A 24,344-nucleotide genomic window follows, 5' to 3' on the forward strand; every position below is an offset into this window, starting at 1 on the left:
GCCGGGGCCGGGGGCGCTGCCGGTGCGGGAGCCCGGGCGGGTTCCGAGGTGCCGGGGACGCCGAACGCGGGCGGCGCGAAGCCCGGGGCGGCGCTGGCCTGCGGCTGCTGCGCGGCGGGCGCGGGCGTCTCCTGCTCGGCCACCTCGCCGCCGAAGTTCTGCAGCAGCGCGTCGAGACCACCGTCGAAGCCCTGTCCGACCGCGGCGAACCGCCAGACGTCCTTCAGGTAGAAGTCTCCGAGCATCACGGCCCGTTCGGTGGAGAACTCCACGCCACTGAAGGGGTAGCGGGCCACTTCCTCACCGCCGGCGACGATACGGATGTAGCCGGGGGCGATCTGCGACATTTGCCCGGCGCCGTCGATCGTCGCCGTGAAGGACAGCTTCTGGATCTGCGGCGGGATCCGGTCGAGCGTCACCCGGAAGGACTCCGTGTCGCCCGCCTGGGCGCCCAGGAGCTGAATGGCCTCCTCGGGGGACTTCGGCTGGTTGTAGAAGACGAAGTACCGGTCGTCCGAGAGCCGTTCGTCGGCGTCGAGGCCGAAGCAGCTGATGTCGAAGCTCAGCCCCGGGCCGGAGATCTGCACGCCTACGTACAGATCCGTGCCCGCGGTGAGGTCACTGATCCTGGCCTTGTGGCCGCGTTGGAATTCCCTGGCCATGCGTAACGACCGTCCCCCATCCAGAACGTGATTGCGTCGCGCCAGGCTAACGGCAAAGTCGGACAGGGGACGCAGTCGGTACAGACCCGGTACAGAACCCGTGCCCGGCCGTATTCGCTGCTCTCTTGCGGAAAGCGGTCACTTACCCCGGCGCTCACCGTGGCCGCTCGTCCCGGGCGCTCAGCCAGGCCGCGGGATGCTCAACCCTCTGCACGCTCAGCCCGCAGGATGTTCACTCCGCGCACCGGGCACATGAGGCAGACGTTCGGCCGCGACCACGCCTTCGAGGTAGCCCCGGGCTCGCTCCGTCCGCGGATAGGCCTCCAGCAGCGCCCAGAAGCGGGGGCCGTGTCCGGGTACGAGCAGATGGGCGAGTTCGTGGACGAGGACGTAGTCGACGACGTACTCGGGCATGCCCTGGAGGCGGTGCGACAGGCGGATGCTGCCCTCGGACGGGGTGCAGGATCCCCAGCGCGTGTTCTGGTTGGTCACCCAGCGCACCGAAGCGGGCCGGGCCCGCCCGTCGAAGTACTGGTCCGAGAGGCGCCGGGCCAGCTCGGCCAGCTCGGCGTCGCCGAGGGCCCGCTTGCTCTCCTGGGCGGCCAGCTTGTCGAGCATGACGTTCACCCAGCGCTGCTCCTCCGCCTCGGACATCCGGGCGGGGATGAGCACAACGGTGCGATCGCCCTCGCGGTACGCGGAGACCGTTCTGCGTCGGCGGGCGCTCCTGCGGACCTCGATCGCGCTCGCCCCCGAGCCGCTCGGCGGCTGGCTCGTCGTGCTGCGCTGTGGCTTTCCGGCGCGGTGCAGTGGGTCGGCGGGCACGCCGCGACGTTACCCGCTGCACCCGGGGAAGTCCCGGCTCCGAGACGGTTCGATGCCCGTACCCTCGCACCTCCCGCCGGATTTATACGACGAATACCCGCACCTGTGGACAACTTTCGGCAGCCGGCGACGCGTTTGGGCATGCTGGCTCTTGCGGCGAAGCGACGGACAGGCCCGGCCCGGGACCATGTCGGCCTGTGACCGGGTTCGGCGTACAGCCGGTTCGGCGTACGGCCGGTTTGGCGTGCGGCCGGTTCTGGCGCACGGCCCGTTTCAGGACTGCCGTCACGCTGACCGGCATAAGGGGACGATCTATGACCTACGGGGGGCCTGTCATGCATCCGATGGTGAAACCCGCGCTCAGGCGCGGCTGGCGCGACCTCAACACCGTGCAGTTCGGGATGACACCGGCGCATGCGATGACGCTCGGCCCGATGGACCTGGCGACGGGCAGTTTCCTCGATCTGCTGAACGGCACGCGAGGGCTGGAGCTGCTGCGCGAGGAGGGACGCCGGCTGGATCTGCCCGACGGCCATGTCGACGGGCTGGTGCGGCGGCTCGCCCGGGCCGGGCTCCTCGACGACGCACGGGGCGGCGGGCCGGGCGCCGACGCCCTGCGAGAGAAGAAGGAGGTCCTCGACCGGCTGCGCCCCGACCTTGCTTCCCTGTCGCTGACCACCTCGGAACCGGGCGACGCGATGCGGCAACTGGCCGCCCGGCGCTCGCAGCGCGTGCAGGTGCAGGGCGCGGGCCGGGTGGGTACCGTGCTGGCGTCGCTGCTGTCGGGGGCGGGTGTGGGCGAGGTCGACGTGCGCGACGGCGGCCGGGTGGAACCGTGGGACGTCGCTCCGGGCGGGCTGCCCGCGGAGGCCGTCGGCGACCGCAGGGACGAGTCGGCCCGCCGGGCCGTGCGCCGGGCGGCCCCGGACCGGCCGCCGCGCCGCACGGCGGCCAAGGCATCCCCGGAGGAAGGCGACCCGGGCTTCGCGCTGGTGATCCTCGCCCCACGCGACGATGTTGCCGTGCACGCGCCCGACCCCTCGGCCGCCGAGCCCCTGATGTCCTCCGGGACGCCCCATCTGTACGCCGGGGTCGTGGAGGGAACCGGGGTGGTCGGCCCGCTCGTCCTGCCCGGGGACACTGGCTGCGCGGGATGTCTGCACGAGAGCCGCACCGACCGGGATCCGACCTGGCCGCGCCTGGTCGCCCAGTGGCGCTCCGGCCGACAGCGGCAGGTGCGGCCCTGTGACCTGACGCTGGCCACTACCGTGGCCGGACTGGCCGCCGCCCACGCGCTCGCCTTCCTGGACGGCCGGGTTCCGTCGAGCGCCGGGGCACGCTGGGAGGTCTCCGTGCCCGGTCTCCACTGGCATGCGCGGCCGGTCTGGGCGCATCCGGCATGCCCGTGCGGGGCGGTGGAGAGAGGAAAAGGGGAGCACCCCTCGGAGGATGGGGAGTCACACGAGACAATGGCGGTGCAACGGCCGTCGGCGCAGTGCCGTGAGGCATCGGCGAAGCGGCCGGCTGGGACTTGGAGGGCGCATGTCTGATCTTCCCCGGAAGGCGGTCACCCGGACCGCCAAGCTCGCCGCGCTCCCGCTCGGCATCGCCGGACGGGCGACCTGGGGATTCGGCAAGCGGATCGTCGGCGAGTCCGCGGAGCTCGTCGGCCGCGAACTCCAACAGCGCACTGCGGACCAGCTGTTCAAGGTGCTCGGCGAGCTCAAGGGCGGCGCGATGAAGTTCGGCCAGGCCCTGTCCGTCTTCGAGTCGGCGCTGCCCGAGGAGGTGGCCGGCCCCTACCGGGCCGCGCTGACCAAGCTCCAGGAGGCGGCGCCGCCGATGCCGACGCGCACCGTGCACGCGGTGCTCGAGGAGCGTCTCGGCGAGGACTGGCACGAGTTGTTCCTGGAGTTCGAGGACAAGCCCGCCGCGGCTGCCTCGATCGGCCAGGTGCACCGAGGGGTGTGGCATGACGGCCGCGAGGTGGCGGTCAAGGTCCAGTACCCGGGCGCCGGCGAGGCCCTGCTGTCCGATCTGAACCAGCTGAGCCGCTTCTCCCGCCTGCTCGGCCCGCTGATCCCCGGCATGGACATCAAGCCGCTGATCACGGAACTGAAGGACCGCGTATCCGAGGAGCTGGACTACGGCCTGGAGGCCCAGGCCCAGCAGGCCCACGCCGAGGAGTTCGCGGACGACCCGGACGTGATCGTGCCGCAGGTGGTGCACCAGTCCGACCAGGTCCTGATCACCGAGTGGATCGACGGCATCCCACTGTCGGAGATCATCGCGGACGGCTCCCAGGAGCAGCGCGACCGGGCCGGCCAGCTCCTGGCCCGCTTCCTGTTCTCCGGCCCGGCCCGCACCGGCCTGCTGCACGCCGATCCGCACCCGGGTAACTTCCGGCTGCTGCCCGGCGGCCCCGACGGTGAGGACGACTGGCGCCTGGGCGTCCTTGACTTCGGCACGGTCGACCGTCTCCCGGGCGGTCTGCCGGCCACCATCGGCGAGTCCCTGCGCATGACCCTCGACGGGGAGGCCGAGACGGTCTACGCGCTCCTGTGCGAGGAGGGGTTCGTGAAGGAGACCATAGAGCTGGATCCCGACGCGGTCCTGGACTATTTGCTGCCGATCATCGAACCGGCCGAGGTCGAGGAGTTCACCTTCACGCGCGGCTGGATGCGCAGCCAGGCGGCCCGCATCGCGGACCCGCGCTCCCCCGCCTACCAGCTGGGCAAGCAGCTCAACCTGCCCCCGTCGTACCTGCTGATCCACCGGGTGACGCTGAGCACCATCGGCGTGCTGTGCCAACTGGGGGCGACGGTGCGTTTGCGCGAGGAGTTGGAGGAGTGGCTGCCGGGGTTCGTCCCGGAGGACCCGGCGGACGGCGAGGAGGCGGTGGCGGAGGCATGAGCCTCGGCGGGACCACGGGTGACCGGGTGCCCGCACCTCACCACCAGTCCGAGTCCAGGCGCCCCTCGATCGACCTGAGGTTCTCCCGGGAGCAGCGCTCGCAGAAGCAACGGCGGACGCCGTTCTCCACAGAGCAGGTCCAGGTGAGCGGTGGGGCGTCGGCCAGGGTGCCGGCCGACGTGCCGCAGCGGTCGCACACGAGCGGCCGAGACTCCGCGGCGGAGCCGTCGTCACCGCCTCCGGGAGGACTCGTCACCCGGCGACGATATCGCCCTGCCCGACGGTCCGCGGGGCACAACGCACCGCGGGGGCCGGTCCGTTCGGCACGGACCGGCCCCCGCGGGGGAGAGCTCGGCCTCCCGGGCTCGGGAGGCCATCGCTTCAGGTGAGGTCGGTTACTGCATGACCGCCATGGCGAGCGCCCGGCGGGCACGCCGCGAGGCGCGCTCCGCCCTGCGCTGCATCCGGCGGGCGGACGCCAGGCGCACGGCCGGGCGTTCCCGCTCCGCCTCTTGCAGTCGCTCGTGCATATGCGCACGAGCCATGGCTTCTGGGATGAGTTGCATTTCTCGGGTCCTGTTCTGACGCGAGTCCTTCGCGCCGGTGGTGGTGAAGTCTTGGGTCGCGGAGCCTGCGGGCTCGTAAGTGGACGGCTTCATCGGGGCCTGCTTCTGGGGGTCGTGCGTGAGGGGGCGGTCGATCGTTCCTACGGTGTTCATGCTGTGACCGGGTTCTTGCGCGGGCGGCCACGCGGCCGCTTCCGGGCGACGACGACACCCTGCACGAACAGCTCGCCACCCCAGACGCCCCAGGGCTCACGCCGCTCCTTGGCGCCGGCGAGGCAGGCCTCGACCAGCGGGCAAGTGCGGCAGAGGGACTTGGCGTACTCGACGTCCGCGGGCGACTCGGCGAAGAAGACCTCCGGGTCGTAGGAACGGCACGGGACGGGTACGCCGAGGTTCTCGATGGCGTCGTCGAGCGCGGTGAGCGCGGTGAGCGGGGTCAAGGCGGAGTCCTCCGTGGGGCCGGGCTTGGGGATCGTTTCCGAAGGCGGTACGGACGGTGCGTGCGCTTCGAGTTGCACGGTTCGTCTTCCTCGTCTGGTCGTTCCGGCCTGTTGGCCGGGGCGGCTGGTACCGGGTTCTTTTCTTGTCCCGAAGCTCCTTCGGTCCGTCGTCCCCGGTCGGGGACAAACAGAAGGGCCGCGGATCCCGGATGGGGTTCCGCGGCCCTGAAGGCGCCGGCCTGATCGGCGATCAGGCTGGATCACTCCAGGGTTCTGGCCCACGGAAGGCCCACATCAGGTGGTGCTGCGTCGTCTGCTTCCGGAATCCGGCACCGGTCGCCGTAAAGGCATAGGCCTGCGCCTGTGCCACTACTGCCGCTTCCAGTGCCTTGGTCGGTCGCTCATTGCGCTCACGGACGAGAAGGGCCGCGGGAGCAACGGAGGAGGACGCCGGACGCACGGCACGAATGCCGGACAGACCGGTGCCCATGTTCGAAACGCCGAGCATGCACGCGGAGACGGCCGAGCGATCGGTCATTTTCACGGTGTTGATGGAGCTGGTGTTGATGCTGATCACTGGACTCGCCTCCTCTCGGCGTCTCGGAGGACTGGGTGAACCAGTCCGACGGATATGCAAGTACAACACGGAATCAGGGCCTCCGAGAAGGCCGCTGCTCTCGTGCCTAAGAACCTATGGGGATTGCTGGGGCATGCGCAAACTATTTTTTCGACGAGTTCGTGTCAGTCCTGATCTGTGCCCCCTCCGGCGAACTGGCCTGCGCAGATGGCCAGTACGTCGGTTCCGTAGCGGTTGAGCTTGCGCATCCCCACGCCCGGGATGCGCGCCAGCTCGTGCTCGTCGTCGGGCGCGGTCTCGGCGATGGCCATCAGGGTCCTGTCGGTGAAGACGCAGAAGGCGGGCTGGCCACTGCGTCGCGCCTGGTCGGCACGCCACTCACGCAGCCGCTCGTAGAGGCCCTCGTTCATGTCGGAGGGGCAGTCGTCGCAGCGCATCAGCTTCATCTCGCCCGCGTCGGTCAGCGTGCGGCCGCAGACTCGGCAGCGGGCGGGCGTTCGCTGGACCCGCCTCGGGGCGGAACCCCTGGTTCCGAGGGTTCCGCGCTCGATGCCGCCCGCACCGCCGGCGGCGGTACGGCCCGTGGTGGCCGTCGAACCCGGGCGCAGCCCGTCGAGGAAGCGGCTGGGGCGGCGACTGGGGCGGCCGCCGGGGGAACGGGAGAGGGCCCAGGAGACGTGGAGGCGCTCCCGCGCGCGGGTGACGCCGACGTACAGGAGGCGGCGCTCCTCCTCGATCTGTTCGTCGGTCTTGGCATAGGTGATCGGCATCATGCCCTCGGCGACGCCGACCAGGAAGACGACGTCCCACTCCAGGCCCTTGGCCGAGTGCAGTGAGGCGAGGGTGACGCCCTGCACGGTGGGGGCATGCTGGGCGTTCGCCCGTTCGTCGAGTTCGGCGACGAGGTCCGCCAGGGTGGCGCCGGGTTGGGCGGCGGCGAAGTCCTGGGCGAGGTTCACCAGGGCGGCCAGGGACTCCCAGCGTTCTCTCACGGCGCCGGAGCCGGCCGGTGGCTGGGTCGTCCAGCCCTCCCCCGACAGCACGGCGCGCACCTGGGAGGGCAGGTCGACGGCGTCGTCCAGGAGGGAATCGTTGCCGCCGAAGCGGGCCGCGCCGCGCAGGGCGACACCCGCCTTGCGTACCTCGGGGCGGTCGAAGAACCGCTCGGCGCCGCGCAGCTGGTAGGGCACCCCGACGTCGGCGAGGGCCTGCTCGTAGGTCTCGGACTGCGCGTTCGTCCGGAACAGGATGGCGATCTCGGCGGCCGGGACTCCGGAGTCGATGAGCTCGCGGATGCGCCGGGCCGCGCCCTCCGCCTCGGCGGGCTCGTCCGTGTACTCGGAGTAGACCGGCTCGGGCCCCGGGGCTCGCTGGGAGACGAGCTCCAGGCGATGGTCGGCGGCCCGGCCCTTCGCCTGGGCGAGCAGGCCGTTGGCGAGGTGGACGACCTGGGGGGTGGAGCGGTAGTCGCGGACCAGCTTGACGACGGTGGCGCCGGGATGGCGGGTGCGGAAGTCGAGCAGGTGGTCCGGTGTCGCTCCCGTGAAGGAGTAAATCGTCTGGCTGGCGTCGCCGACCACGCACAGGTTGTCCCGGTCGCCCAGCCACAGGTCGAGCAGGCGCTGCTGGAGGGGGCTGACGTCCTGGTACTCGTCGACCACGAAGTGCTGGTACTGGGCGCGGACCTGCTCGGTGATGTCGTGCCGGTCCTGGAGGACGGCCACGGTCAGCAGCAACACGTCCTCGAAGTCGATGACGGCGCGCTCGCGCTTGACGTCCTCGTAGGCGGCGTAGAGCTGGGCGATCTCGGCGGGGTCGCGGGGGGTCTCGCGGCCGGCCTTGGCGGCGGCGGGCGCGTAGTCGGCGGGGACGGTCTGGGTGACCTTGGACCACTCGATCTCGGCGGTGACGTCCCGCAGCTCGCCGCGGTCGAGCCGGATGCGGCAGGCGGCGGCCGCGTCGGCGACGAGTTGGACCTTGCGGTCGACGAGCCGGGGCATGGAGCCGCCGATCGCTTTCGGCCAGAAGTACTGGAGCTGGCGCAGCGCCGCCGAGTGGAACGTGCGCGCCTGGACACCGGCGGCGCCGAGCTGGCGCAGCCGGCCCCGCATCTCCCCGGCGGCGCGGTTGGTGAACGTGACGGCGAGCACGCTGGAGGGGTGCAAGATACCGGCGCGCACTCCGTAGGCGATGCGGTGGGTGATCGCCCGGGTCTTGCCCGTGCCGGCGCCCGCCAGGACGCACACCGGACCGTGCAGGGCCGTGGCCACCTCGCGCTGCTCGGGGTCGAGTCCCTCGAGCACCGCGTCGGCGGAGTCCGGTACCTGCGGGAACAGGGTGGAGTGCGTTGCTGCTGTCACACAGCCATGCTGCCAGGTCCCGCGAGACGGCTGTGCCGGTTGTCCACAGGCAGGCACCGATAGTCGTACCAATGCGGCAGGCGCCACGTCCGGCAGGGTGCCGGCTCCGGGAATGGTTGCCCTTTCACGGACGTTCCACCACTGCGACCACCCGTCCCCGAGCCACCGAAGGAGCACGAGAGACATGCCGGGCACTGTGACGATGTACAGCACCACGTGGTGCGGCTACTGCCGTCGGCTGAAGAGCCAGATGGACCGCGAGGGCATCGCGTACACCGAGATCAACATCGAGCAGGACCCGGAGTCCGCCGCGTTCGTGGAGAAGGCGAATGGCGGAAACCAGACGGTGCCCACCGTTCTGTTCCCGGACGGCTCCACCCTCACCAACCCGTCGCTGGCTCAGGTGAAGCAGAAGATCGGCTGAAGCAGCAGGTCTACTGAAGCAAGATCGGCGCCTGGTCGCCGGGGTTGTGCCGAGAAGGCGGTTCCTGAGGCGGCTCAGGGGCCGTCTTCTCGTGGTTGGCCCGATGGTTTGTCCCACACCACGACGTAGCGCCACAGCAGTGTGCGGCGGAAGTCGCAGCCGGGCAGCAGCCGGTGGACCGCCTGCCGGATCTGTCCCCAGGACATGTGCACGTCTTCCACGGGCATCCCGGCCGGGCCCCGCTTGCCGCCGTGCCGACGGGCGTACCACTGGCTCGCCGGCACGCCGCACGCGCTGATGACCCAGTCCAGGACCGTCCGGTTGGCGGCCATGCCGACGATCACCAGACGGCCGCCGGGCGCGGTGAGCCGGGCGAGGCGGGTGACCGCCTCCTCGAACGGCGCGTGGTGCACCACGGCGACCGCGCTGACGAAGTCGTACGCACCCTCGGGGAGGGATCCGTCGGCGAGGAAGTCCGCCTCCAGGTATGTGACGTTGCCGGGCACGCGCGCGTGCCCGCGAGCGAGCTTGATCATCTCCGGCGAGCGGTCCACGCCCGTGACGGATGCGGCCCGCGCCGCGAGCTTGCGGGTGAGCAGGCCGTCGCCGCAGCCCGCGTCCAGGGCCTTGCCGCAGCCGTCCGGGACAGCGTCGAGCACCTCGGGGTGGTGGTGGACGTTGTGGTTCCAGTACGGGTCGGACACGCGGGCGGCTCCCCGTCAGGCGGCGCTTCTCGTCGGGAGCGGCTTGCCGTACCAGAGCTCGATCAGGCGGGCCGCGATCGAGATGCCGTACGGCGGGAGCACCTCGCCCGACTCGAAGGCGGCGCGCAGTTCGTCGCGGGAGAACCAGCGGGCCTCGTGGATCTCGTCGCCGTCGACGTCGATCTCGGTCGAGGTGGCGCGGGCCAGGAAGCCCAGCATGAGGCTGGACGGGAAGGGCCAGGGCTGGCTGGCGACGTACTCGACCTGGCCGACGGTGATGCCGACCTCCTCGTGGACCTCGCGGCGCACCGCCTGCTCGATGGACTCGCCGGGCTCGACGAAACCGGCGAGCGTCGAGAAGCGGCCCTCGGGCCAGTGCACCTGGCGGCCGAGCAGGATGCGGTCGTCCTCATCGGTCACGGCCATGATCACGGCGGGGTCCGTACGCGGGTAGTGCTCCGCGCCGCAGGCCTGGCAACGGCGGATGTGACCGGCCGCGGCGATGACGGTTCGCTCGCCGCAGCGCGAGCAGAAACGGTGTGTGCGCTGCCAGTTCTCCAGGCCGACCGCGTGCACCATCAGGCCCACGTCCCGGGCGGACAGGAGCAGGCCCGCCTCACGCAGGCCCGCCGGCCGCGCGGACTGGTCCATGCGCCCGGGCAGGGAGTCCTTCTGGAGGGCGAAGTAGCTGACGCCGTCCTCGTCGATGCCGAGGAAGTAGCGGTGGGCCTCGGTGAGGGGCGCCTCGAAAGAGGGCGTCATGACGAGTTCGGTGCGCCCGTCCGCCGTCTCGTCGATGAGGACCTGGCCGCCGGAGACCACGAAACAGCGCGTGGAGGGGTGGCTCCACGCCGCCGCGAGCCAGGCCTCGTCGAGCCGGTGGTGTGCGGCCCGGTCGATGCCGCTCGGTGCGGTGAGCGAGATGGGTCGGTCGGCGTTCTGGTCGGTCCAGGTGGTCACGGGTGCTTCCAACTCCCCGGTGGAACGGTCGGGTTCGGCGGGCTGATCAGCGGGACGTACGGCGGGAGGCGACCGGATCCGGCAGGGTTCCGCGGTGCTGGGGCGGCTCTTCCAGTGTGCCCCGCGCGCGCTGCCGGTCCGGACGGTACGGGACGCTCAGGGCGCATGGCGCCAGTGCTCGGCGAGGTCGCCCCACAGGTACGCGGTGGTCTCGACGCCCTTGAGGAGCAGGTCGAGTTCGACTTTCTCGTTCGGGGCGTGCCAGCCGTCGGACGGGACGGAGATGCCGAGGAAGAGCACGGGTGCGCCGAGGACGTCCTGGAGGTCCGCAGCGGGTCCGGAGCCTCCCTCGCGCGTGAAGCGGACCGGCTTCCCGAAGGCCCGGCCCATCGCGCGGGCGACCGACTTCAGGGCCGGGTGGTCCAGCGGCGTCAGGCACGGGCGCGTGGCCCCGCTGAACGTGATCTCGCAGCGGATCCCGGCGGGCACCTGCTGCTCGGCCCAGGCGCGGACGGCCTTCTCGACGTGGCCGGGGTCCTGGCCCGCCACCAGCCGGAAGGACAGCTTCACCATGGCGGAGGACGGCACGATGGTCTTGCTGCCGGGGCCCTGGTAGCCGCCGCCGATGCCGTTGACCTCCGCGGTGGGGCGGGCCCAGACGCGCTCCAGGGTGGTGTACCCGGCCTCGCCCTGAGTGGCGTACGACTTGGCCGCGCGCAGCCACTGCCGCTCGTCGAAGGGCAGTTCGGCGAAGAGTTCCCGCTCGCGGTCGGTGAGTTCGACCACGCCGTCGTAGAAGCCGGGAATCGCCACGCGCGCGTGCTCGTCGTGCAGGGCGGCGACGAGGCGGGCGGCGGCGGTCGCCGGGTTGGGCACCGCGCCGCCGAAGGAGCCGGAGTGGATGTCCTGGTCAGGGCCGTGCAGCCGTATCTCGCACTCGGCGAGGCCGCGCATCCCGGTGCACACCGTGGGGGTGTCCTCGGACCACATGCCGGTGTCGGAGACGATCACGGCGTCAACGGCGAGCCGCTCGGCATGCTGCTCTACCAGGGACCGGAAATTCGGCGAGCCGGACTCCTCCTCGCCCTCGATCAGCAGCTTCAGGTGCACCGCCGGGGTGGTGCGGCCAGTGGCGGCGAGGTGGGCGCGGACGCCGAGGGTGTGGAAGAAGACCTGACCCTTGTCGTCGGCCGCCCCGCGCGCGTAGAGGCGGTTTTCGCGGACGACCGGCTCGAAGGGCTCGCTGTCCCAGCCGTCCTCCCGGGCGGCGGGCTGCACGTCGTGGTGGCCGTACACCAGCACCGTGGGGGCCCGCGGGTCGTCACAGGGCCACTCGGCGAAGACGGCGGGCGCGCCCGGGGTCTGCCAGACCTCGGCCGTCGGGAACCCGGTCTTTTCGAGCTTGGCGGCGAGCCAGTCGGCGCTGCGTCGTACGTCGGGCGCGTGGTCCGGCTGGGCCGACACCGACGGGATGCGCAGCCACTCGGCGAGGTCGTCGAGGAAGGCGGCGCGGTGCTGCTCGATGTACGTACGGACGACACTGTCCGGGGTCTGGCTCATGGTCACGAGCCTATCGGCCCGCAGTGATGTCATCGGAGTGCGGTTCCTCACCGGACGGCTCCCCGAGCAGCAGCCGCTCCAGCGCGGCCCGGTCCGGCAGGTCGTCCGGCCGTACGACCTCGCCGCTGCGCACGTACAGGAACGCGGCCGTGACCGACTCCAGCGGCACGCCCTGCTGCTCCGCCCAGGCGAGGCGGTAGACGGCCAGCTGGAGCGGGTCGGCGGTGCGGGTGCGGTTCGTCTTCCAGTCGACGATCTCGTACGTCGTCTCCCGACCGTCGCCCTCCTTGTAGACGGCGTCGATACGGCCCCGTACGACGCGGCCGGCGATCTCGAGCTGGAAGGGGGCCTCCACCCGGTAGGGCGTGCGGTGCGCGTACCCGGTGCGTTCGAAGGCCTCCTTGAGTGCTTCCAGGTCCTGTTCGTCGGCGATCTCGGCGTCGCTGCCGGGCAGTTCCCCGGGCTCCAGGAACGGCAGCGTCAGCGCTTCGAAGCGGGCCTCGACCCAGGCGTGGAAACGGGTGCCGCGGCGTGCGGCGGGCTGCGGCGGGCGGGGCATGGGGCGGGCCAGTTCCTGCGCGAGGCCGTCCGGGTCGGCGGCCAGGCGCAGCAGCTGGGACGCGGTGAGCGAAGCGGGCAGGGGGACATCGGTGACGCTGTCGCGGGCGCGCAGGAGCTCTCCGGTGAGGGCGTCGAGGTCGCGGTCCCAGGAGGCGATGGTGCGGGCTTCCTCGGGGGTGAGGGGCGGGTGGTCCGGGGCCGTGCGGTGGGGGCGCGCAGCGGGGAGTTCCCGTGGGGCCGCCTGGTGCGGGACGGTGGGGCGGTCCGCCGGCCACTCGTCCCCGCCGGTCGGCCACTCGTCCCGGTCCGCCGGGTCTTCCGCGACGGCGTCGCCCTCGAAGGGATCGTCGTCGAACGGGTCCGGTTCGTCGTACGGAGGCTCGTCTTCGGGCGGCGGCGGCCACTGCGGGTCGTCGGTCCCGTCCGGGTCGTGCACGGCCGCGGGGTGCCCGTCCCCGTGGGACGCGAGGTCCTCCAGGTGCGCCAGAACGGTCGCGGCGGCCGCGCGGCGCCGGGCCAGGGCCGTCTCGTCCAGGGGCAGGGGCCACACCTGGTCGGCGGTGGCCTGGTGCAGGGCCGGGTTCTCCTCGTCCTCGGCGGGTTCGTCCGCCCAGGCCTCGATCTCGCCGTACCCGGCCGCGCAGTGGTCATGGAGGGCCTGGAGGAAAGCGGACGGTCCGCGGCGCTTCTTCTGGGTGGGGCCCCACCAGTGGCCGGAGCCCAGGAGCAGGGAGCGGGGGCGGGTGAAGGTGACGTAGCCGAGGCGGAGTTCCTCGGTGTGCTGGTGGTCCTTCATGGCCTCGTGGAAGGCCTTCAGGCCCCTGGCGTCCCAGGACTCCACGTCCGGCAGGGTGTCGGCGTCGCCGCGCAGCCGGTGCGGCAGGACCTTGCCCTGGGAGGTCCACTTCTCGCGGCCCTGGCTGCTGGGGAAGGTGCCCGTGACCAGCCCGGGGACGACCACGACGTCCCACTCCAGGCCCTTGGACTTGTGGGCGGTGAGCACCTTGACGGTGTTCTCGCCGCCGGGGAGGGCGTTGTCGAGGCCCTTCTCGTACTGGGCGGCGGTGCGCAGGAAGCCGAGGAAGGCGAGCAGGGTGGCCTCGCCGTCGCCGGTGGCGAAGGAGGCGGCGACATCCAGGAAGTTGGAGAGGGTCTCGCGGCGGCGGGCGGCCAGGGCGTGCGGGGACGCCGACAGTTCGACCTCCAGCCCGGTGACGGCGAGGACGCGGTGCAGGACGTCCATCAGCGGGTCGGCCAGGGAGCGGCGCAGCTCGCGCAGCTCGGTGGCAAGGCGGGCGAAGCGCACGCGCGCGTCGGGTGAGAAGGGCAGTCCGTCGTCGTCCCCGTGGCCGTCCAGCGGCGTCTCCAGGAACGTGTCGAGGGCGTCCGCGAGCGAGATCACCTCGGAGGGGTCCACTCCCTCGACGGCCTCGGCGAGTCGGCGGTCCGGGTCGTCGCCGCCCTCCACGCGCGCGTGGGACACCAGGAGCCGGGCGCGCCGCCCCAGCAGGGCGAGGTCGCGCGGGCCGATGCGCCAGCGCGGGCCGGTCAGCAGGCGCACCAGGGAGGCGTTGGCGCCGGGGTCCTGGAGGACCTCGCAGACGGCGACGAGGTCGGCGATCTCGGGCAGGTGCAGCAGCCCGGACAGGCCGACCACCTCGACCGGGATGTCCCGGGCCACCAGGGCGCCCTGGATCTCGGCGAAGTCGGTCGCCGTGCGGCACAGGACGGCGATCTCGCCGGGTGCCGTCCCGGTCCGCACGAGGTGGGCGACGGAGTCGGCGGCCCAGTCGATCTCCTCGGCGTGGGTGGGCAGCAGGGCGCAGCGCACCATGCCGTCGCGTTCGGCGCCGGGGGCCGGTCGGAGTGCCTCCACGCCCGCGTGCAGGGCGCGCAGGGGCTCCGCGAGGCCGTTGGCGAGGTCGAGGAGGCGGCCGCCGCTGCGGCGGTTCTCGCTGAGCGCCTGCCGGGTCGCGGGTCGGCCGTCGGCGTGGGGGAAGTGCTCGGGGAAGTCGTCGAGGTTGGCGACGGAGGCGCCGCGCCAGCCGTAGATCGCCTGGCAGGGGTCGCCGACGGCGGTGACCGGGTGGCCGGTGCCTTCGCCGAACAGGCCGGCCAGGAGGACGCGTTGGGCGACCGACGTGTCCTGGTACTCGTCGAGCAGGACCACCCGGAACTCGTCGCGCAGGTCGCGGCCCACTTCGGGGATCCTCGCGAGCCGGGCCGAGAGGGCGATCTGGTCGCCGAAGTCGAGCAGGTCCCGCTCGCGCTTGGCGGCCCGGTAGCGGGTCACCAGGTCGGCCAGTTCGCGGCGGGCGGCGGCCGCCTCGGGGACCTTGCGCAGGTCGGCGTTGGTGAGCTTGGCGCCGCGCAGGGTCAGCAACAGCTCGGCGTCGTACGCGCGCAGTGCTTCCGGACGTACGAGGTGCTCGGCGAGCTCGGCGTCGAGGGCGAGGAGGTCGCCGACCAGGTCCGGGAAGGAACGGGTCAGGGCCGGATAGGCCCCCGGGGCCTCGCGCAGCACGCGCGCGGCGAGCTGGAAACGGGTCGCGTCGGCGAGCAGCCGGGACGTGGGCTCGAGACCGATACGCAGACCGTGGTCGGTGAGCAGGCGGCCCGCGAAGGCGTGGTACGTGGAGATCACCGGCTCGCCCGGCGGATTGTCCGGGTCGATGGCGTCCGGGTCGGTGACGCCGGCCTTGACGAGCGCCTTGCGGACGCGCTCGGCGAGTTCGGCGGCGGCCTTGTTGGTGAAGGTGAGGCCGAGCACCTGCTCCGGTGCGACCTGGCCGGTGCCGACCAGCCACACCACGCGTGCCGCCATCACCGTCGTCTTGCCCGAGCCTGCTCCGGCCACGATCACCTGCGGGGCGGGCGGCGCGGTGATGCAGGCCATCTGCTCAGGGGTGAACGGGATGCCGAGGAGTTCTTTGAGCTGTTCGGGATCGGCGATTCGGGCGGGCACGTCAGAGAGGCTAGCGGCGGCCACTGACAGCGGCGGCCGGATCGCTTTCCGGGGTCGAAGAAGCGCAGGTCAGCACAGGTGGTGCGATAGGTCACTCGACGACGTGGCGGCCCTCCTGCCGCGCGCTGCACGACGCCCGGAACGCGCAGTGCGTGCAGTGCTGGCCGGCGGTCGGTGTGAACCGTTCGTCGAGGACCTTGCCGGCCGCGGTGGCCAGCAGGTCGCCGACCCACTCCCCCTCCAGTGGCTCCTGGGCCTGCACCTTGGGCAGGGTCTCACCGCCGTAGCGCTGGGCGGCGCCCTGGCGCAGATGGACGAGTTCGGCGCCGCCCGGCTCGGGTCGCACACCGTCGAAGAGGTCGTCTACGGCGCCCTCGCGGACAGCCAGCTGGTAGACCGCGAGCTGCGGGTGGCGCTCCACCTCCTTGCCGGTGGGCGCCTGTTTGCCGGTCTTGAAGTCGACCACGTAGGCACGGTTCTCGCCGTCCGCCTCCACGCGGTCCATCTGGCCGCGGATGCGCACCTGGTAGTCGCCGGCTTCGAGAGTGACGTCGAAGTCGTGCTCGCTGGCCACCGGGGTACGCCCGGTGCGGTCCATGACGTGCCACTTCAGGAACCGCTCGAGCGCCACGCGCGCGTTGTCCTTCTCCTGGTCCGACTTCCACGGCGCGTCGAAGGCGAGGGCGTTCCACACGGAGTCGAGCCGTTCCATGAGGACGGAGAGGTCGGCCGGGGTGTGCCCGGAGGCGACCTCGTCGGCGAGGACGTGCACCACGTTGCCGAAGCCCTGGGCGGCGGTCGCGGGCGCGTCGGCCTTCACCTCGCGGCCCAGGAACCATTGCAGGGCGCAGGTGTTGGCGAGCTGGTCGAGGGCGCTGCCGGAGAGCACGACGGGCTGGTCGCGGTCGCGCAGCGGCACCTTGGACTCGGTCGGCTCGAACATGCCCCACCAGCGGTAGGGGTGCGCGGACGGCACCAAGGGGCGGCCGTCCTCGTCGGCGAGGGCGGCGAGCCGGGCGAGGCGGCGGGCGGCTGCCTCCCGGAGGGCGTCGGAGACGCGCGGGTCGACCGTGGTGGCGCGCAGTTCGGCGACGAGTGCCGCCACGTTGAGCGGACGGCGCGGGCGTCCCGTGACGTCCTTGGGTTCGGCACCGAGTTCGGTCAGGAAGCGGGAAGGCTGGTCGCCGTCGTCCGCCGGGGCCTTGACGGCGGTCACGACGAGGCGTTCACGCGCGCGCGTGGCGGCCACGTAGAACAGGCGGCGCTCCTCGGCGAGCAGCGCGCCGGGGGTGAGGGGTTCGGCGAGTCCGTCGCGGCCGATGCGGTCGGCCTCCAGCAGGGAGCCGCGGCGGCGCAGATCCGGCCACAGGCCCTCCTGGACGCCCGCGACGACCACGAGGCGCCATTCCAGGCCCTTGGAGCGGTGCGCGGTCATCAGGCGGACGGCGTCGGGGCGTACGGCACGGCGCGTGAGGGTGTCGGCGGCGATGTCCTCGGCCTCGGTCTCCTCCAGGAAGTTGAGGGCGCCCCGGCCGCCGGTGCGCTCCTCGGCACGGGCCGCGGTCGCGAACAGCGCGCAGACGGCGTCCAGATCGCGGTCCGCGTTGCGCCCGGCCGCGCCGCCCCGGCGGGCGGCCCGCTCCAGCCGCGTGGGCCACGGCGTGCCCTCCCACAGGTCCCACAGCGCCTCCTCGGCCGTACCGCCGCCCGCCAGCCGCTCCCGGGCCTTGCGCAGCAGCGCGCCGAGGCGCTGGGCGCCACGCGCGTACGTGGGGTCGTGCACGGCGAGGCGCTCCGGCTCGGCGAGTGCCTGCGCGAGCAGCACGTCTGAGGGCGGCGGCAGCGGGTTTCCCGCGGCCCGTTCCTCGTCGCGCAGGGCCCGGCCGAGGCGGCGCAGGTCGGCGGCGTCCATGCTCGCGAGCGGGGAGGTGAGGAGGGTGAGGGCGGTCTCGGTGTCGAGCCAGCGGGTGTCCGGCTGCGCGGAAGGGGCGTCCTCGGAGGAGGTGTCCCTCTCGGAGTTCCGAGGCTCGGCAGGTCCCGTCTCAGAAGTCCCCGCCTCGGCCGTGGCCACCGCCCGCAGCGCTGTCAGCAGCGGTGCCACCGCCGGTTCGTGGCGCAGGGGCAGGTCGTCGCCGTCGACGTCCACGGGTACGCCGGCTGCCGTGAGGGCGCGGCGGACCGTCGGGACGGTGCGGGAGCCGGCGCGCACCAGGACTGCCATCTCGCTCCAGGGGACGCCGTCTTCGAGGTGGGCCCTGCGGAGGATGTCGGCGATGTTGTCCAGCTCCGTCCCGGGCGTCGGGTACGTGTACGCCTCGACGCGGCCGCCGTTCCGTACGGGGGCGAGTTCGCGGTGGGCGCGCACCTTCTCTGCGGGCAGGCGGGTCAGCGGCATGCGCTGGGTGAGCAGCCGGGTGGCGGCCAGCAGGGCGGCGCCGGAGCGGCGGGACGTGCGCAGCACCGCGACGGGGGCCGGGCGGCCGTCCGCGCGCGGGAAGGCGTGCGGGAAGTCGAGGATGCCGTTCACGTCCGCCCCGCGGAACGCGTAGATCGACTGGTCGGGGTCCCCGAAAGCGACGAGGGTGCGGCCGCCGTCGGCCAGCGCGTGCAGGAGTCGTACCTGAGCGGGATCGGTGTCCTGGTACTCGTCGACGTAGACGGCGTCGTACCGGGCGGCGAGCCACGCGGCGACCTCGGGCCGGCGGGCGAGGAGCACCGCGCGGTGGACGAGTTCGGCGTAGTCGATCACACCCTGGAGGTCGAGCACGTCGAGGTACTCGGCGAGGAAGGCTGCGGCGGCGCGCCAGTCGGGGCGTCCCGTGCGGCGGGCGAAGGCGTCCAGGGCGTCGGGGCCGAGACCCAGTTCACGGGTGCGGGCGAGGACCGCGCGGACCTCGTCGGCGAAACCACGGGTGGTCAGGCAGGCGCGCAGTTCGTCCGGCCATCGCACGTGGGCGAGGCCCAGCCGCTCCAGGTCCACCTGGCCGGCGAGCAGTTCCCGGACCGAGACGTCCTGCTCGGGGCCGGAGAGCAGCCGCAGCGGCTCCACGAACAGGTCGCTGTCCTGGTGGGCGCGGACCAGGGCGTAACAGAACGAGTGGAAGGTGGTGGCCTGGGGAGCGCGGGCCGCGCCGCACCGCAGGGCCGTGCGGTCGCGCAGCTCGACGGCCGCCCTGCGGCTGAAGGTGAGCACCAGGACGCGCTCGGGATCCTGTCCCCGGGCGATGCGCTCGGCCACGGACTCGACGAGCGTGGTGGTCTTGCCTGTGCCCGGGCCCGCGAGAACGAGCAGCGGGCCGGTGGTGTGGTCAACCACGGACCGCTGCGAGGCGTCCAAAAGAGGGGGGTCCACCCGGGCAGGTGGGGTACGTACCAGTCGGTAAGCGCCACGGCTCCCCCACCGCACGCGGGGGTGCGACAGGCCGCTGGTGGAGGAAGAGGAGCTCACGTGGTTCGCCGGTCCTGGTGGAAGTGCTGGTTGGCGGGCCACCGCGCGTGGCGGGCGGTGACCGCGGGGTGACGGGGACGCGTGCAGCCGACGCTACGCCGACGGATGAGGCGGAAGCAGGGCTTCCCCTTCTTCCCGCCGGTCACTCCTGGCGCCCGTGGCACCCATGTCCCTCATCTCACGAACGTACGTCATGCCGACCGCGTGCCCCGATTCCCCCGTACGGATCACGGGTCACACAGGAGGGCGTCAGATGGCGGAAGCTGTCAGGTGTGACCCTCCGCGCGTTCGCCGCCGTCCCAGCGCGCCCGTCTCATGTCGAGGCGCGGCAGGTGGCCCTCGGCGGCCCGGCTCGCCTCCTTCAGGGGCGTGCCCTCCGCGCGGTAGTAGCCGAGCGCCCGCTGCTCGTGCCCCGGGAGCAGGACGCCGTCCGCGCGGACGACGCGCCACCAAGGAACGGCCCCGCCGTAGAGGGCCATGACCCGGCCGACCTGTCGCGGACCGCCCTCCTCCAGCCACTCGGCGACGTCCCCGTATGTCATGACACGGCCCGGCGGGATCAGTTCGGCGACGTCCAGGACCCGCTCGGCGTACGCGGGCAGCGCTTCCCCGGGCTCCTCACGGGTGTCGTCGTACCCCGCGTGGGCGCCCTGCGCGCCGGCGTCCTCCGGAAGGCTCTCCTCGCTCATCCGCCCCATCCTGCCCCACCCCACCGACAACGGGACGGGTGTGCTCCGGTGCGTTTCCCTCGCCCGGCAGGAGCGCGTCGGGCAGACTGTCCGCCCCCGCATGTGCACCCTGATGCCCCCGTGTGTCGGTGCGGCATGCCACCATCGTGCGGGCGGTGACCGGTGATACGAGACCAAGAAGAGACGATGAAGCAGCAGGGTGCGCACCCCGAGGACACGGAGGGCACCTCCGACACTTCGTCGCGCCCTGGCACTCCGGACGACGGCCCCGAACCGGCCGGTGAGAAGGCCGGGACGGCCGCCGAGAAGTCCGCAGAGAAGGCCCCGACGGCCGCCGAGAAGTCCGCCGAGAAGGCCCCGACGGCAGCCGGGAAGTCCGGCAAGAAGGACCCCTCGGCAGCCGAGGACGAGGACACCGTGCACATCGACGCGGTGGAGGGCGACGAACCGCTGCTCCCCGCGCGCGTGCACCGCCCGTCCGATCTGATGCGGCTCCTGGTGGGCGTGCTCGCCGTCGCGCTGCTGATCGGGATCGCCGCGTTCGCGCACGGCACCACCTCGGGCCTCGAACAGGACATCAACAAGGGCACGGGCCAGGCGCCCGACCTGCTCATCAAGATCGCCGGGCTGGCCTCCAGCATCGCGATCCTGCTGGTGCCGGTCGCCTTCGCCATCGAGCGGCTGATCAAACGGGACGGGCTCAGAATCGCCGACGGCGTGCTCGCGGCCGTCCTCGCCCACGGTGTGACCCTCGCCACCGACCTGTGGGTCGCCCGCGCCGCCCCCGGCTCGATCCAGGAGGCGCTCACCCAGCCCTCCCCCGGCGACATCCACGCACTGACCGACCCCGTGCACGGCTATCTGGCGCCGGTCATCGCGTACATGACGGCCGTCGGCATGTCACGCAGGCCCAGATGGCGCACGGTGCTGTGGGTCGTGCTGCTCCTCGACGCCTTCTCGATGCTCGTCACCGGGTACACGACACCGTTCTCGATCATCCTGACGGTGCTGATCGGCTGGACCGTGGCCTACGGCACGCTCTACGCGGTCGGCTCGCCCAACGTCCGGCCCACCGGGCAGACGCTGATGGCGGGCCTGCGGACCGTCGGCTTCCGCCCGGTCAGCGCGTCCCGCGAGGACACCTCGGACAGCCCGGACACCGGCGACCGGGGCCGCCGCTACTTCGTCACGCTCGAGGACGGCCCGCCGCTGGACGTGACGGTGGTGGACCGGGAGCAGCAGGCCCAGGGCTTCTTCTACCGCGCCTGGCGCAACCTGACCCTGCGCGGCTTCGCCACCCGCAGCAGCCTCCAGTCGCTGCGCCAGGCCCTGGAGCAGGAGGCGCTGCTGGCGTACGCGGCGATCGCGGCGGGCGCCAACGCGCCCAAACTGATCGCCACCTCCGAGCTGGGTCCCGACGCGGTGATACTCGTCTACGAGCACAGCGGCGGCCGCACCCTGGACTCCCTGCCGGACGAGGAGATCACCGACGCCCTGCTGAGCGACACCTGGCACCAGGTGAAGGCTCTTCAGTCCCGGCGCATCGCGCACCGCAGGCTGGTCGGTGACGCGATTCTGGTGGATCGTTCCGGCACGGTGATCCTCACCGACCTGCGCGTAGGCGAGATCGCGGCCGGCGACCTGCTGCTGCGCATGGACACCTCCCAGCTGCTGGTGACCCTCGGCCTCCGGGTGGGCGCGGAGCGGGCGGTCGCCTCGGCGGTGGAGGTCCTCGGCCCCGACGCGGTGGCGGACTGTCTGCCGATGCTCCAGCCGATCGCGCTCAGCCGCTCCACGCGCGCGACGCTGCGCAGACTGGCCCGGGAGCGGGCACAGCGCGAGCGCGAGGCGGTCCTGGAGGCATCCCGCCAGGCCAAGCTGGCGCGTCTGGAGGACACCTCGGACGACGCCGTTCCGGTCCTGGAGAAACCCGACAAGAAGGCCGTACGGGCGGAGCAGCGGGCCGAGAAGCGGGCCATCGACGAGGCCCTGGAGGAGGCGCGCGAGGAAGACCTGCTCACCCAGATCCGGCACGAGGTGCTGCGGATCAGGCCGCAGGCACCGGTCGAGCCGGCCCGGCTGGAGCGGGTGCGGCCGCGCACGCTGATCAGTTTCATGGCCGGCGCGATCGGCGCGTACTTCCTGCTGACACAGCTCACGCACATCGAGTTCGGGCCGCTCATCGCGAACGCCGAGTGGGGCTGGGTCGCCGCGGCCGTGCTGTTCTCGATGGGCAGTTACGTCGCGGCGGCGATGGCTCTGCTGGGGTTCGTGCCCGAGCGGGTGCCGTTCGTGCGGACCGTGGCGGCGCAGGTCGCCGGGTCGTTCGTGAAGATCGTCGCCCCGGCGGCGGTGGGCGGTGTCGCCCTGAACACGCGCTTCCTCCAGCGCGCGGGAGTGCGGCCGGGGCTCGCGGTGGCGAGCGTCGGAGCGTCGCAGTTGTTCGGGCTCGGCTGTCACATCCTGATGCTGCTGGCCTTCGGCTATCTGACCGGCACCGAGAAGACTCCGTCGCTGTCGCCGTCCCGGACGGTCATCGCCGGTCTGCTGACCGTGGCGGTGCTCGTGCTCGTGGTGACCTCGGTGCCGTTCCTGCGGAAGTTCGTCGTCACGCGCGTGAGGTCGCTGTTCGCGGGTGTCGTGCCGCGCATGCTGGACGTGCTCCAGCGGCCGCAGAAGCTGGTCACCGGCATCGGTGGCATGCTGCTGCTGACCGCCTGCTTCGTGATGTGCCTGGACGCGTCGATCCGCGCGTTCGGTGACGAGTCCACGTCGATCAGCCTCGCCAGCGTCGCCGTCGTCTTCCTCGCGGGCAACGCCCTGGGGTCCGCGGCGCCGACCCCGGGCGGTGTGGGCGCGGTCGAGGCGACCCTGACGGTCGGTCTGATCGCCGTCGGTCTGCCGAAGGAGGTCGCGGCACCGGCGGTCCTGCTGTTCCGCCTGCTGACACTGTGGCTGCCCGTGCTGCCGGGCTGGCTGGCCTTCAACCACCTCACTCGCAAGCAAGCCCTCTGACCCGACCAGCCCAGAAGCAGGCCCTACAGCACCAACAGTCCCCCTTACCTCCTACGGCACGCGTCCCGCGCGGACGGCCCCTCGCCGCCGCAGGATGGAACCATGCCAACGCTCCTCCGGCTGCGCGCCGCCGCCCTGACCGTCACCGCCGTGCTGCTGTCCGCCGTGCTGGCCGGCTGCGGTGACGACGGCGCCGAGGACCAGGACCTGACGCAGCAGGAGCTGAGCTGGAAGGACTGCCCGACCCCGTCCGATGCCCAGGGAGGAGGCGCCGCGCCCTCGCCGCTGCCGGACGGTGGCGAGTGGCAGTGCGCCACCATGAAGGCCCCGCTCGACTGGGACGACCCCAAGGGCGACACGATCGGCCTCGAGCTGATCCGGGCCAGGAGCAGCGGCGACGAGGGCGCACGCATCGGCTCGCTGATCTTCAACTTCGGCGGCCCCGGCGGCTCGGGCGTCACCTCGCTGCCCCCCTCCGCAGAGGCCTACGAGACCCTGCGCACCCGCTACGACCTGGTCAGCTTCGACCCGCGCGGGGTCGGCCGCAGTGCCCCGGTGATCTGCCAGAACGACCAGCAGCTCGACGCGTACTTCCAGCAGGACGCGACCCCCGACGACGCCGCCGAGCGCACCGAACTCCTGGACAGCACCAAGGAGTTCAACGACGCCTGCGAGCAGAACTCCAAGAAGATGCTGCCGCACGTGCGCACCACCGACACCGCCCGCGACCTGGACCTGATGCGCCAGGTCCTCGGCGACGACAAGCTGCACTACTTCGGCATCTCCTACGGGACGGAACTCGGCGGCGTCTACGCCCACCTGTTCCCCAAGAAGGTCGGCCGGGCCGTGTTCGACGCCGTCGTCGACCCCACGAAGAACGGCGACCAGGGCTCACTGGCGCAGGCCAAGGGATTCCAGCTCGCGCTCGACAACTTCGCCGAGGACTGCGTGTCGAAGACCGAGGAATGCCCCATCGGCGACAGCGCGCAGGACGTGAAGGACCGTATCGCCACGCTGCTGAAGGACCTCGAGCGCAGGCCGGTCCCTGGCGTCTTCCCGCGCGAACTGACCCAGACCGCGGCGACCGACGGCATCGTGCAGGCGCTGTACTCGCAGGAGCTCTGGGAGTACCTCACCCAGGGCCTGCAGCAGGCGTACGACGGTGACGGCACGATCCTGATGCTGCTGTCCGACTCGAAGAACGGGCGCAGCGAGAACGGCGAGTACGACAACTCCACCGCCGCCCACAGGGCCATCGGCTGCGCCGACGCCAAACCCCGCTACGACGCCGCGTACGTGGAGCGGAAGCTGCCCGAGTTCCGGGCCGCGTCCGCCCTGTTCGGCGACGCCATGGCGTGGGGCATGATCGGCTGCACCGACTGGGCCGTGGCGGGCGCCGCCGACCATCCGGAGGTGAGCGCGCCGGGCTCGGCGCCGATCCTGGTCGTCGGCAACACCGGCGACCCGGCCACCCCGTACGAGGGCGCGCGGAAGATGGTGGACGCGCTGGGCAAGGGCGTCGGTGTCGAGCTGACGTACCGGGGGCAGGGACACGGCGCCTACAGCAGCAAGAACAAGTGCGTGCAGGACGCGGTGAACGGCTACCTGCTGGACGGAAAGGTGCCGCGGGCGGGGACCATCTGCACCTGAGATCAGCCCAGGATCGACAAACGCG

The 24,344-nt window shown here is 72.2% G+C and carries 18 protein-coding genes; 5 read left to right on the forward strand and 13 right to left on the reverse strand.

Going from position 1 to position 24,344, the window contains the following annotated elements:
- Both AOQ53_RS13525 and AOQ53_RS13530 read right to left on the reverse strand, forming a co-directional pair.
- On the reverse strand, positions 1-662 hold a 662-nt coding region (locus AOQ53_RS13525), incomplete at its 3' end, for a TerD family protein (protein WP_148640318.1).
- 216 nt (positions 663-878) lie between these two features.
- On the reverse strand, positions 879-1,487 hold the full coding sequence (locus AOQ53_RS13530) for a M48 metallopeptidase family protein (protein ID WP_059417288.1): 609 nt from the start codon (positions 1,485-1,487) through the stop codon (positions 879-881).
- Between the two features lie 335 nt (positions 1,488-1,822).
- Between AOQ53_RS13530 and AOQ53_RS13535 the strand changes: the two genes are divergently transcribed.
- Positions 1,823-3,037 carry a TOMM precursor leader peptide-binding protein gene (locus AOQ53_RS13535; RefSeq protein ID WP_059417313.1) on the forward strand — a complete coding sequence of 405 codons (1,215 nt, stop codon included), beginning with the start codon at positions 1,823-1,825 and terminating at the stop codon, positions 3,035-3,037.
- Positions 3,030-4,400 carry an ABC1 kinase family protein gene (locus AOQ53_RS13540; protein ID WP_059417289.1) on the forward strand — a complete coding sequence of 457 codons (1,371 nt, stop codon included), beginning with the start codon at positions 3,030-3,032 and terminating at the stop codon, positions 4,398-4,400. Before AOQ53_RS13535 ends, AOQ53_RS13540 begins: the two co-directional genes overlap by 8 nt.
- 37 nt (positions 4,401-4,437) lie before the next feature.
- Here the strand turns inward: AOQ53_RS13540 and AOQ53_RS40900 are convergent, their stop codons facing one another.
- From AOQ53_RS40900 to AOQ53_RS13555, 5 genes are all read right to left on the reverse strand, one after another.
- Complete coding sequence (locus AOQ53_RS40900; protein ID WP_078945293.1) at positions 4,438-4,656, reverse strand: hypothetical protein; 219 nt, start codon at positions 4,654-4,656, stop codon at positions 4,438-4,440.
- A 139-nt stretch (positions 4,657-4,795) separates the two neighbouring features.
- The gene (locus tag AOQ53_RS13545) at positions 4,796-5,119 is read right to left on the reverse strand and encodes a hypothetical protein (protein WP_059417290.1); all 324 of its coding nucleotides are present in this window, start codon (positions 5,117-5,119) and stop codon (positions 4,796-4,798) included.
- On the reverse strand, positions 5,116-5,484 hold the full coding sequence (locus tag AOQ53_RS13550; RefSeq protein ID WP_059417291.1) for a WhiB family transcriptional regulator: 369 nt from the start codon (positions 5,482-5,484) through the stop codon (positions 5,116-5,118). The genes AOQ53_RS13545 and AOQ53_RS13550 overlap by 4 nt, the downstream gene beginning before the upstream one ends.
- 172 nt (positions 5,485-5,656) lie before the next feature.
- The gene (locus AOQ53_RS40905; protein WP_078945294.1) at positions 5,657-5,983 is read right to left on the reverse strand and encodes a hypothetical protein; all 327 of its coding nucleotides are present in this window, start codon (positions 5,981-5,983) and stop codon (positions 5,657-5,659) included.
- A 164-nt stretch (positions 5,984-6,147) separates the two neighbouring features.
- Entirely contained in the window at positions 6,148-8,343 is a 2,196-nt protein-coding gene (locus AOQ53_RS13555) for an ATP-dependent DNA helicase UvrD2 (RefSeq protein WP_174523280.1), read from the reverse strand.
- 184 nt (positions 8,344-8,527) lie between these two features.
- On the opposite strand from AOQ53_RS13555, the gene AOQ53_RS13560 reads away from it, so the two are divergent.
- On the forward strand, positions 8,528-8,767 hold the full coding sequence (locus AOQ53_RS13560) for a mycoredoxin (protein ID WP_059417293.1): 240 nt from the start codon (positions 8,528-8,530) through the stop codon (positions 8,765-8,767).
- A 74-nt stretch (positions 8,768-8,841) separates the two neighbouring features.
- Here AOQ53_RS13560 and AOQ53_RS13565 read toward each other — a convergent pair whose 3' ends face one another.
- The 6 genes from AOQ53_RS13565 to AOQ53_RS13590 form a co-directional block, all read right to left on the reverse strand.
- On the reverse strand, positions 8,842-9,471 hold the full coding sequence (locus tag AOQ53_RS13565; RefSeq protein ID WP_059417294.1) for a class I SAM-dependent methyltransferase: 630 nt from the start codon (positions 9,469-9,471) through the stop codon (positions 8,842-8,844).
- Positions 9,472-9,486: 15 nt separating this feature from the next.
- Positions 9,487-10,431: an NAD(+) diphosphatase gene (gene nudC, locus AOQ53_RS13570; RefSeq protein WP_059417295.1), complete on the reverse strand. Its 945-nt coding sequence runs from the start codon at positions 10,429-10,431 to the stop codon at positions 9,487-9,489.
- 156 nt (positions 10,432-10,587) lie between these two features.
- The gene (locus AOQ53_RS13575) at positions 10,588-11,991 is read right to left on the reverse strand and encodes a dipeptidase (protein ID WP_059417296.1); all 1,404 of its coding nucleotides are present in this window, start codon (positions 11,989-11,991) and stop codon (positions 10,588-10,590) included.
- Positions 11,992-12,001: 10 nt separating this feature from the next.
- Positions 12,002-15,517, reverse strand: a complete 3,516-nt coding sequence (locus AOQ53_RS13580) for an ATP-dependent DNA helicase (protein ID WP_059417297.1) — start codon at positions 15,515-15,517, stop codon at positions 12,002-12,004.
- A 91-nt stretch (positions 15,518-15,608) separates the two neighbouring features.
- The gene (locus AOQ53_RS13585; RefSeq protein WP_078945295.1) at positions 15,609-18,965 is read right to left on the reverse strand and encodes an ATP-dependent helicase; all 3,357 of its coding nucleotides are present in this window, start codon (positions 18,963-18,965) and stop codon (positions 15,609-15,611) included.
- A 266-nt stretch (positions 18,966-19,231) separates the two neighbouring features.
- On the reverse strand, positions 19,232-19,654 hold the full coding sequence (locus tag AOQ53_RS13590; protein WP_059417298.1) for an MGMT family protein: 423 nt from the start codon (positions 19,652-19,654) through the stop codon (positions 19,232-19,234).
- Between the two features lie 186 nt (positions 19,655-19,840).
- On the opposite strand from AOQ53_RS13590, the gene AOQ53_RS13595 reads away from it, so the two are divergent.
- The gene (locus tag AOQ53_RS13595) at positions 19,841-22,669 is read left to right on the forward strand and encodes a lysylphosphatidylglycerol synthase domain-containing protein (RefSeq protein WP_059417299.1); all 2,829 of its coding nucleotides are present in this window, start codon (positions 19,841-19,843) and stop codon (positions 22,667-22,669) included.
- A 102-nt stretch (positions 22,670-22,771) separates the two neighbouring features.
- Positions 22,772-24,319 (forward strand): alpha/beta hydrolase, encoded by a 1,548-nt coding sequence (locus AOQ53_RS13600; protein ID WP_059417300.1) that lies wholly within the window; start codon positions 22,772-22,774, stop codon positions 24,317-24,319.
- Positions 24,320-24,344 lie beyond the last annotated feature (25 nt).

Origin of the sequence: Streptomyces azureus (genome assembly GCF_001270025.1) — a bacterium.
Lineage (GTDB): Bacteria > Actinomycetota > Actinomycetes > Streptomycetales > Streptomycetaceae > Streptomyces > Streptomyces azureus.

Bases quoted from the DNA above. Each gene is read 5' to 3' on its own strand.
- AOQ53_RS13540 (WP_059417289.1), top strand. From the start codon at position 3,030: ATGTCTGATCTTCCCCGGAAGGCGGTCACCCGGACCGCCAAGCTCGCC.
- AOQ53_RS13575 (WP_059417296.1), bottom strand. From the start codon at position 11,991: ATGAGCCAGACCCCGGACAGTGTCGTCCGTACGTACATCGAGCAGCAC.
- AOQ53_RS13545 (WP_059417290.1), bottom strand. From the start codon at position 5,119: ATGAACACCGTAGGAACGATCGACCGCCCCCTCACGCACGACCCCCAG.
- AOQ53_RS13535 (WP_059417313.1), top strand. From the start codon at position 1,823: ATGCATCCGATGGTGAAACCCGCGCTCAGGCGCGGCTGGCGCGACCTC.
- AOQ53_RS13595 (WP_059417299.1), top strand. From the start codon at position 19,841: ATGAAGCAGCAGGGTGCGCACCCCGAGGACACGGAGGGCACCTCCGAC.
- AOQ53_RS13600 (WP_059417300.1), top strand. From the start codon at position 22,772: ATGCCAACGCTCCTCCGGCTGCGCGCCGCCGCCCTGACCGTCACCGCC.
- AOQ53_RS13560 (WP_059417293.1), top strand. From the start codon at position 8,528: ATGCCGGGCACTGTGACGATGTACAGCACCACGTGGTGCGGCTACTGC.
- AOQ53_RS13590 (WP_059417298.1), bottom strand. From the start codon at position 19,654: ATGAGCGAGGAGAGCCTTCCGGAGGACGCCGGCGCGCAGGGCGCCCAC.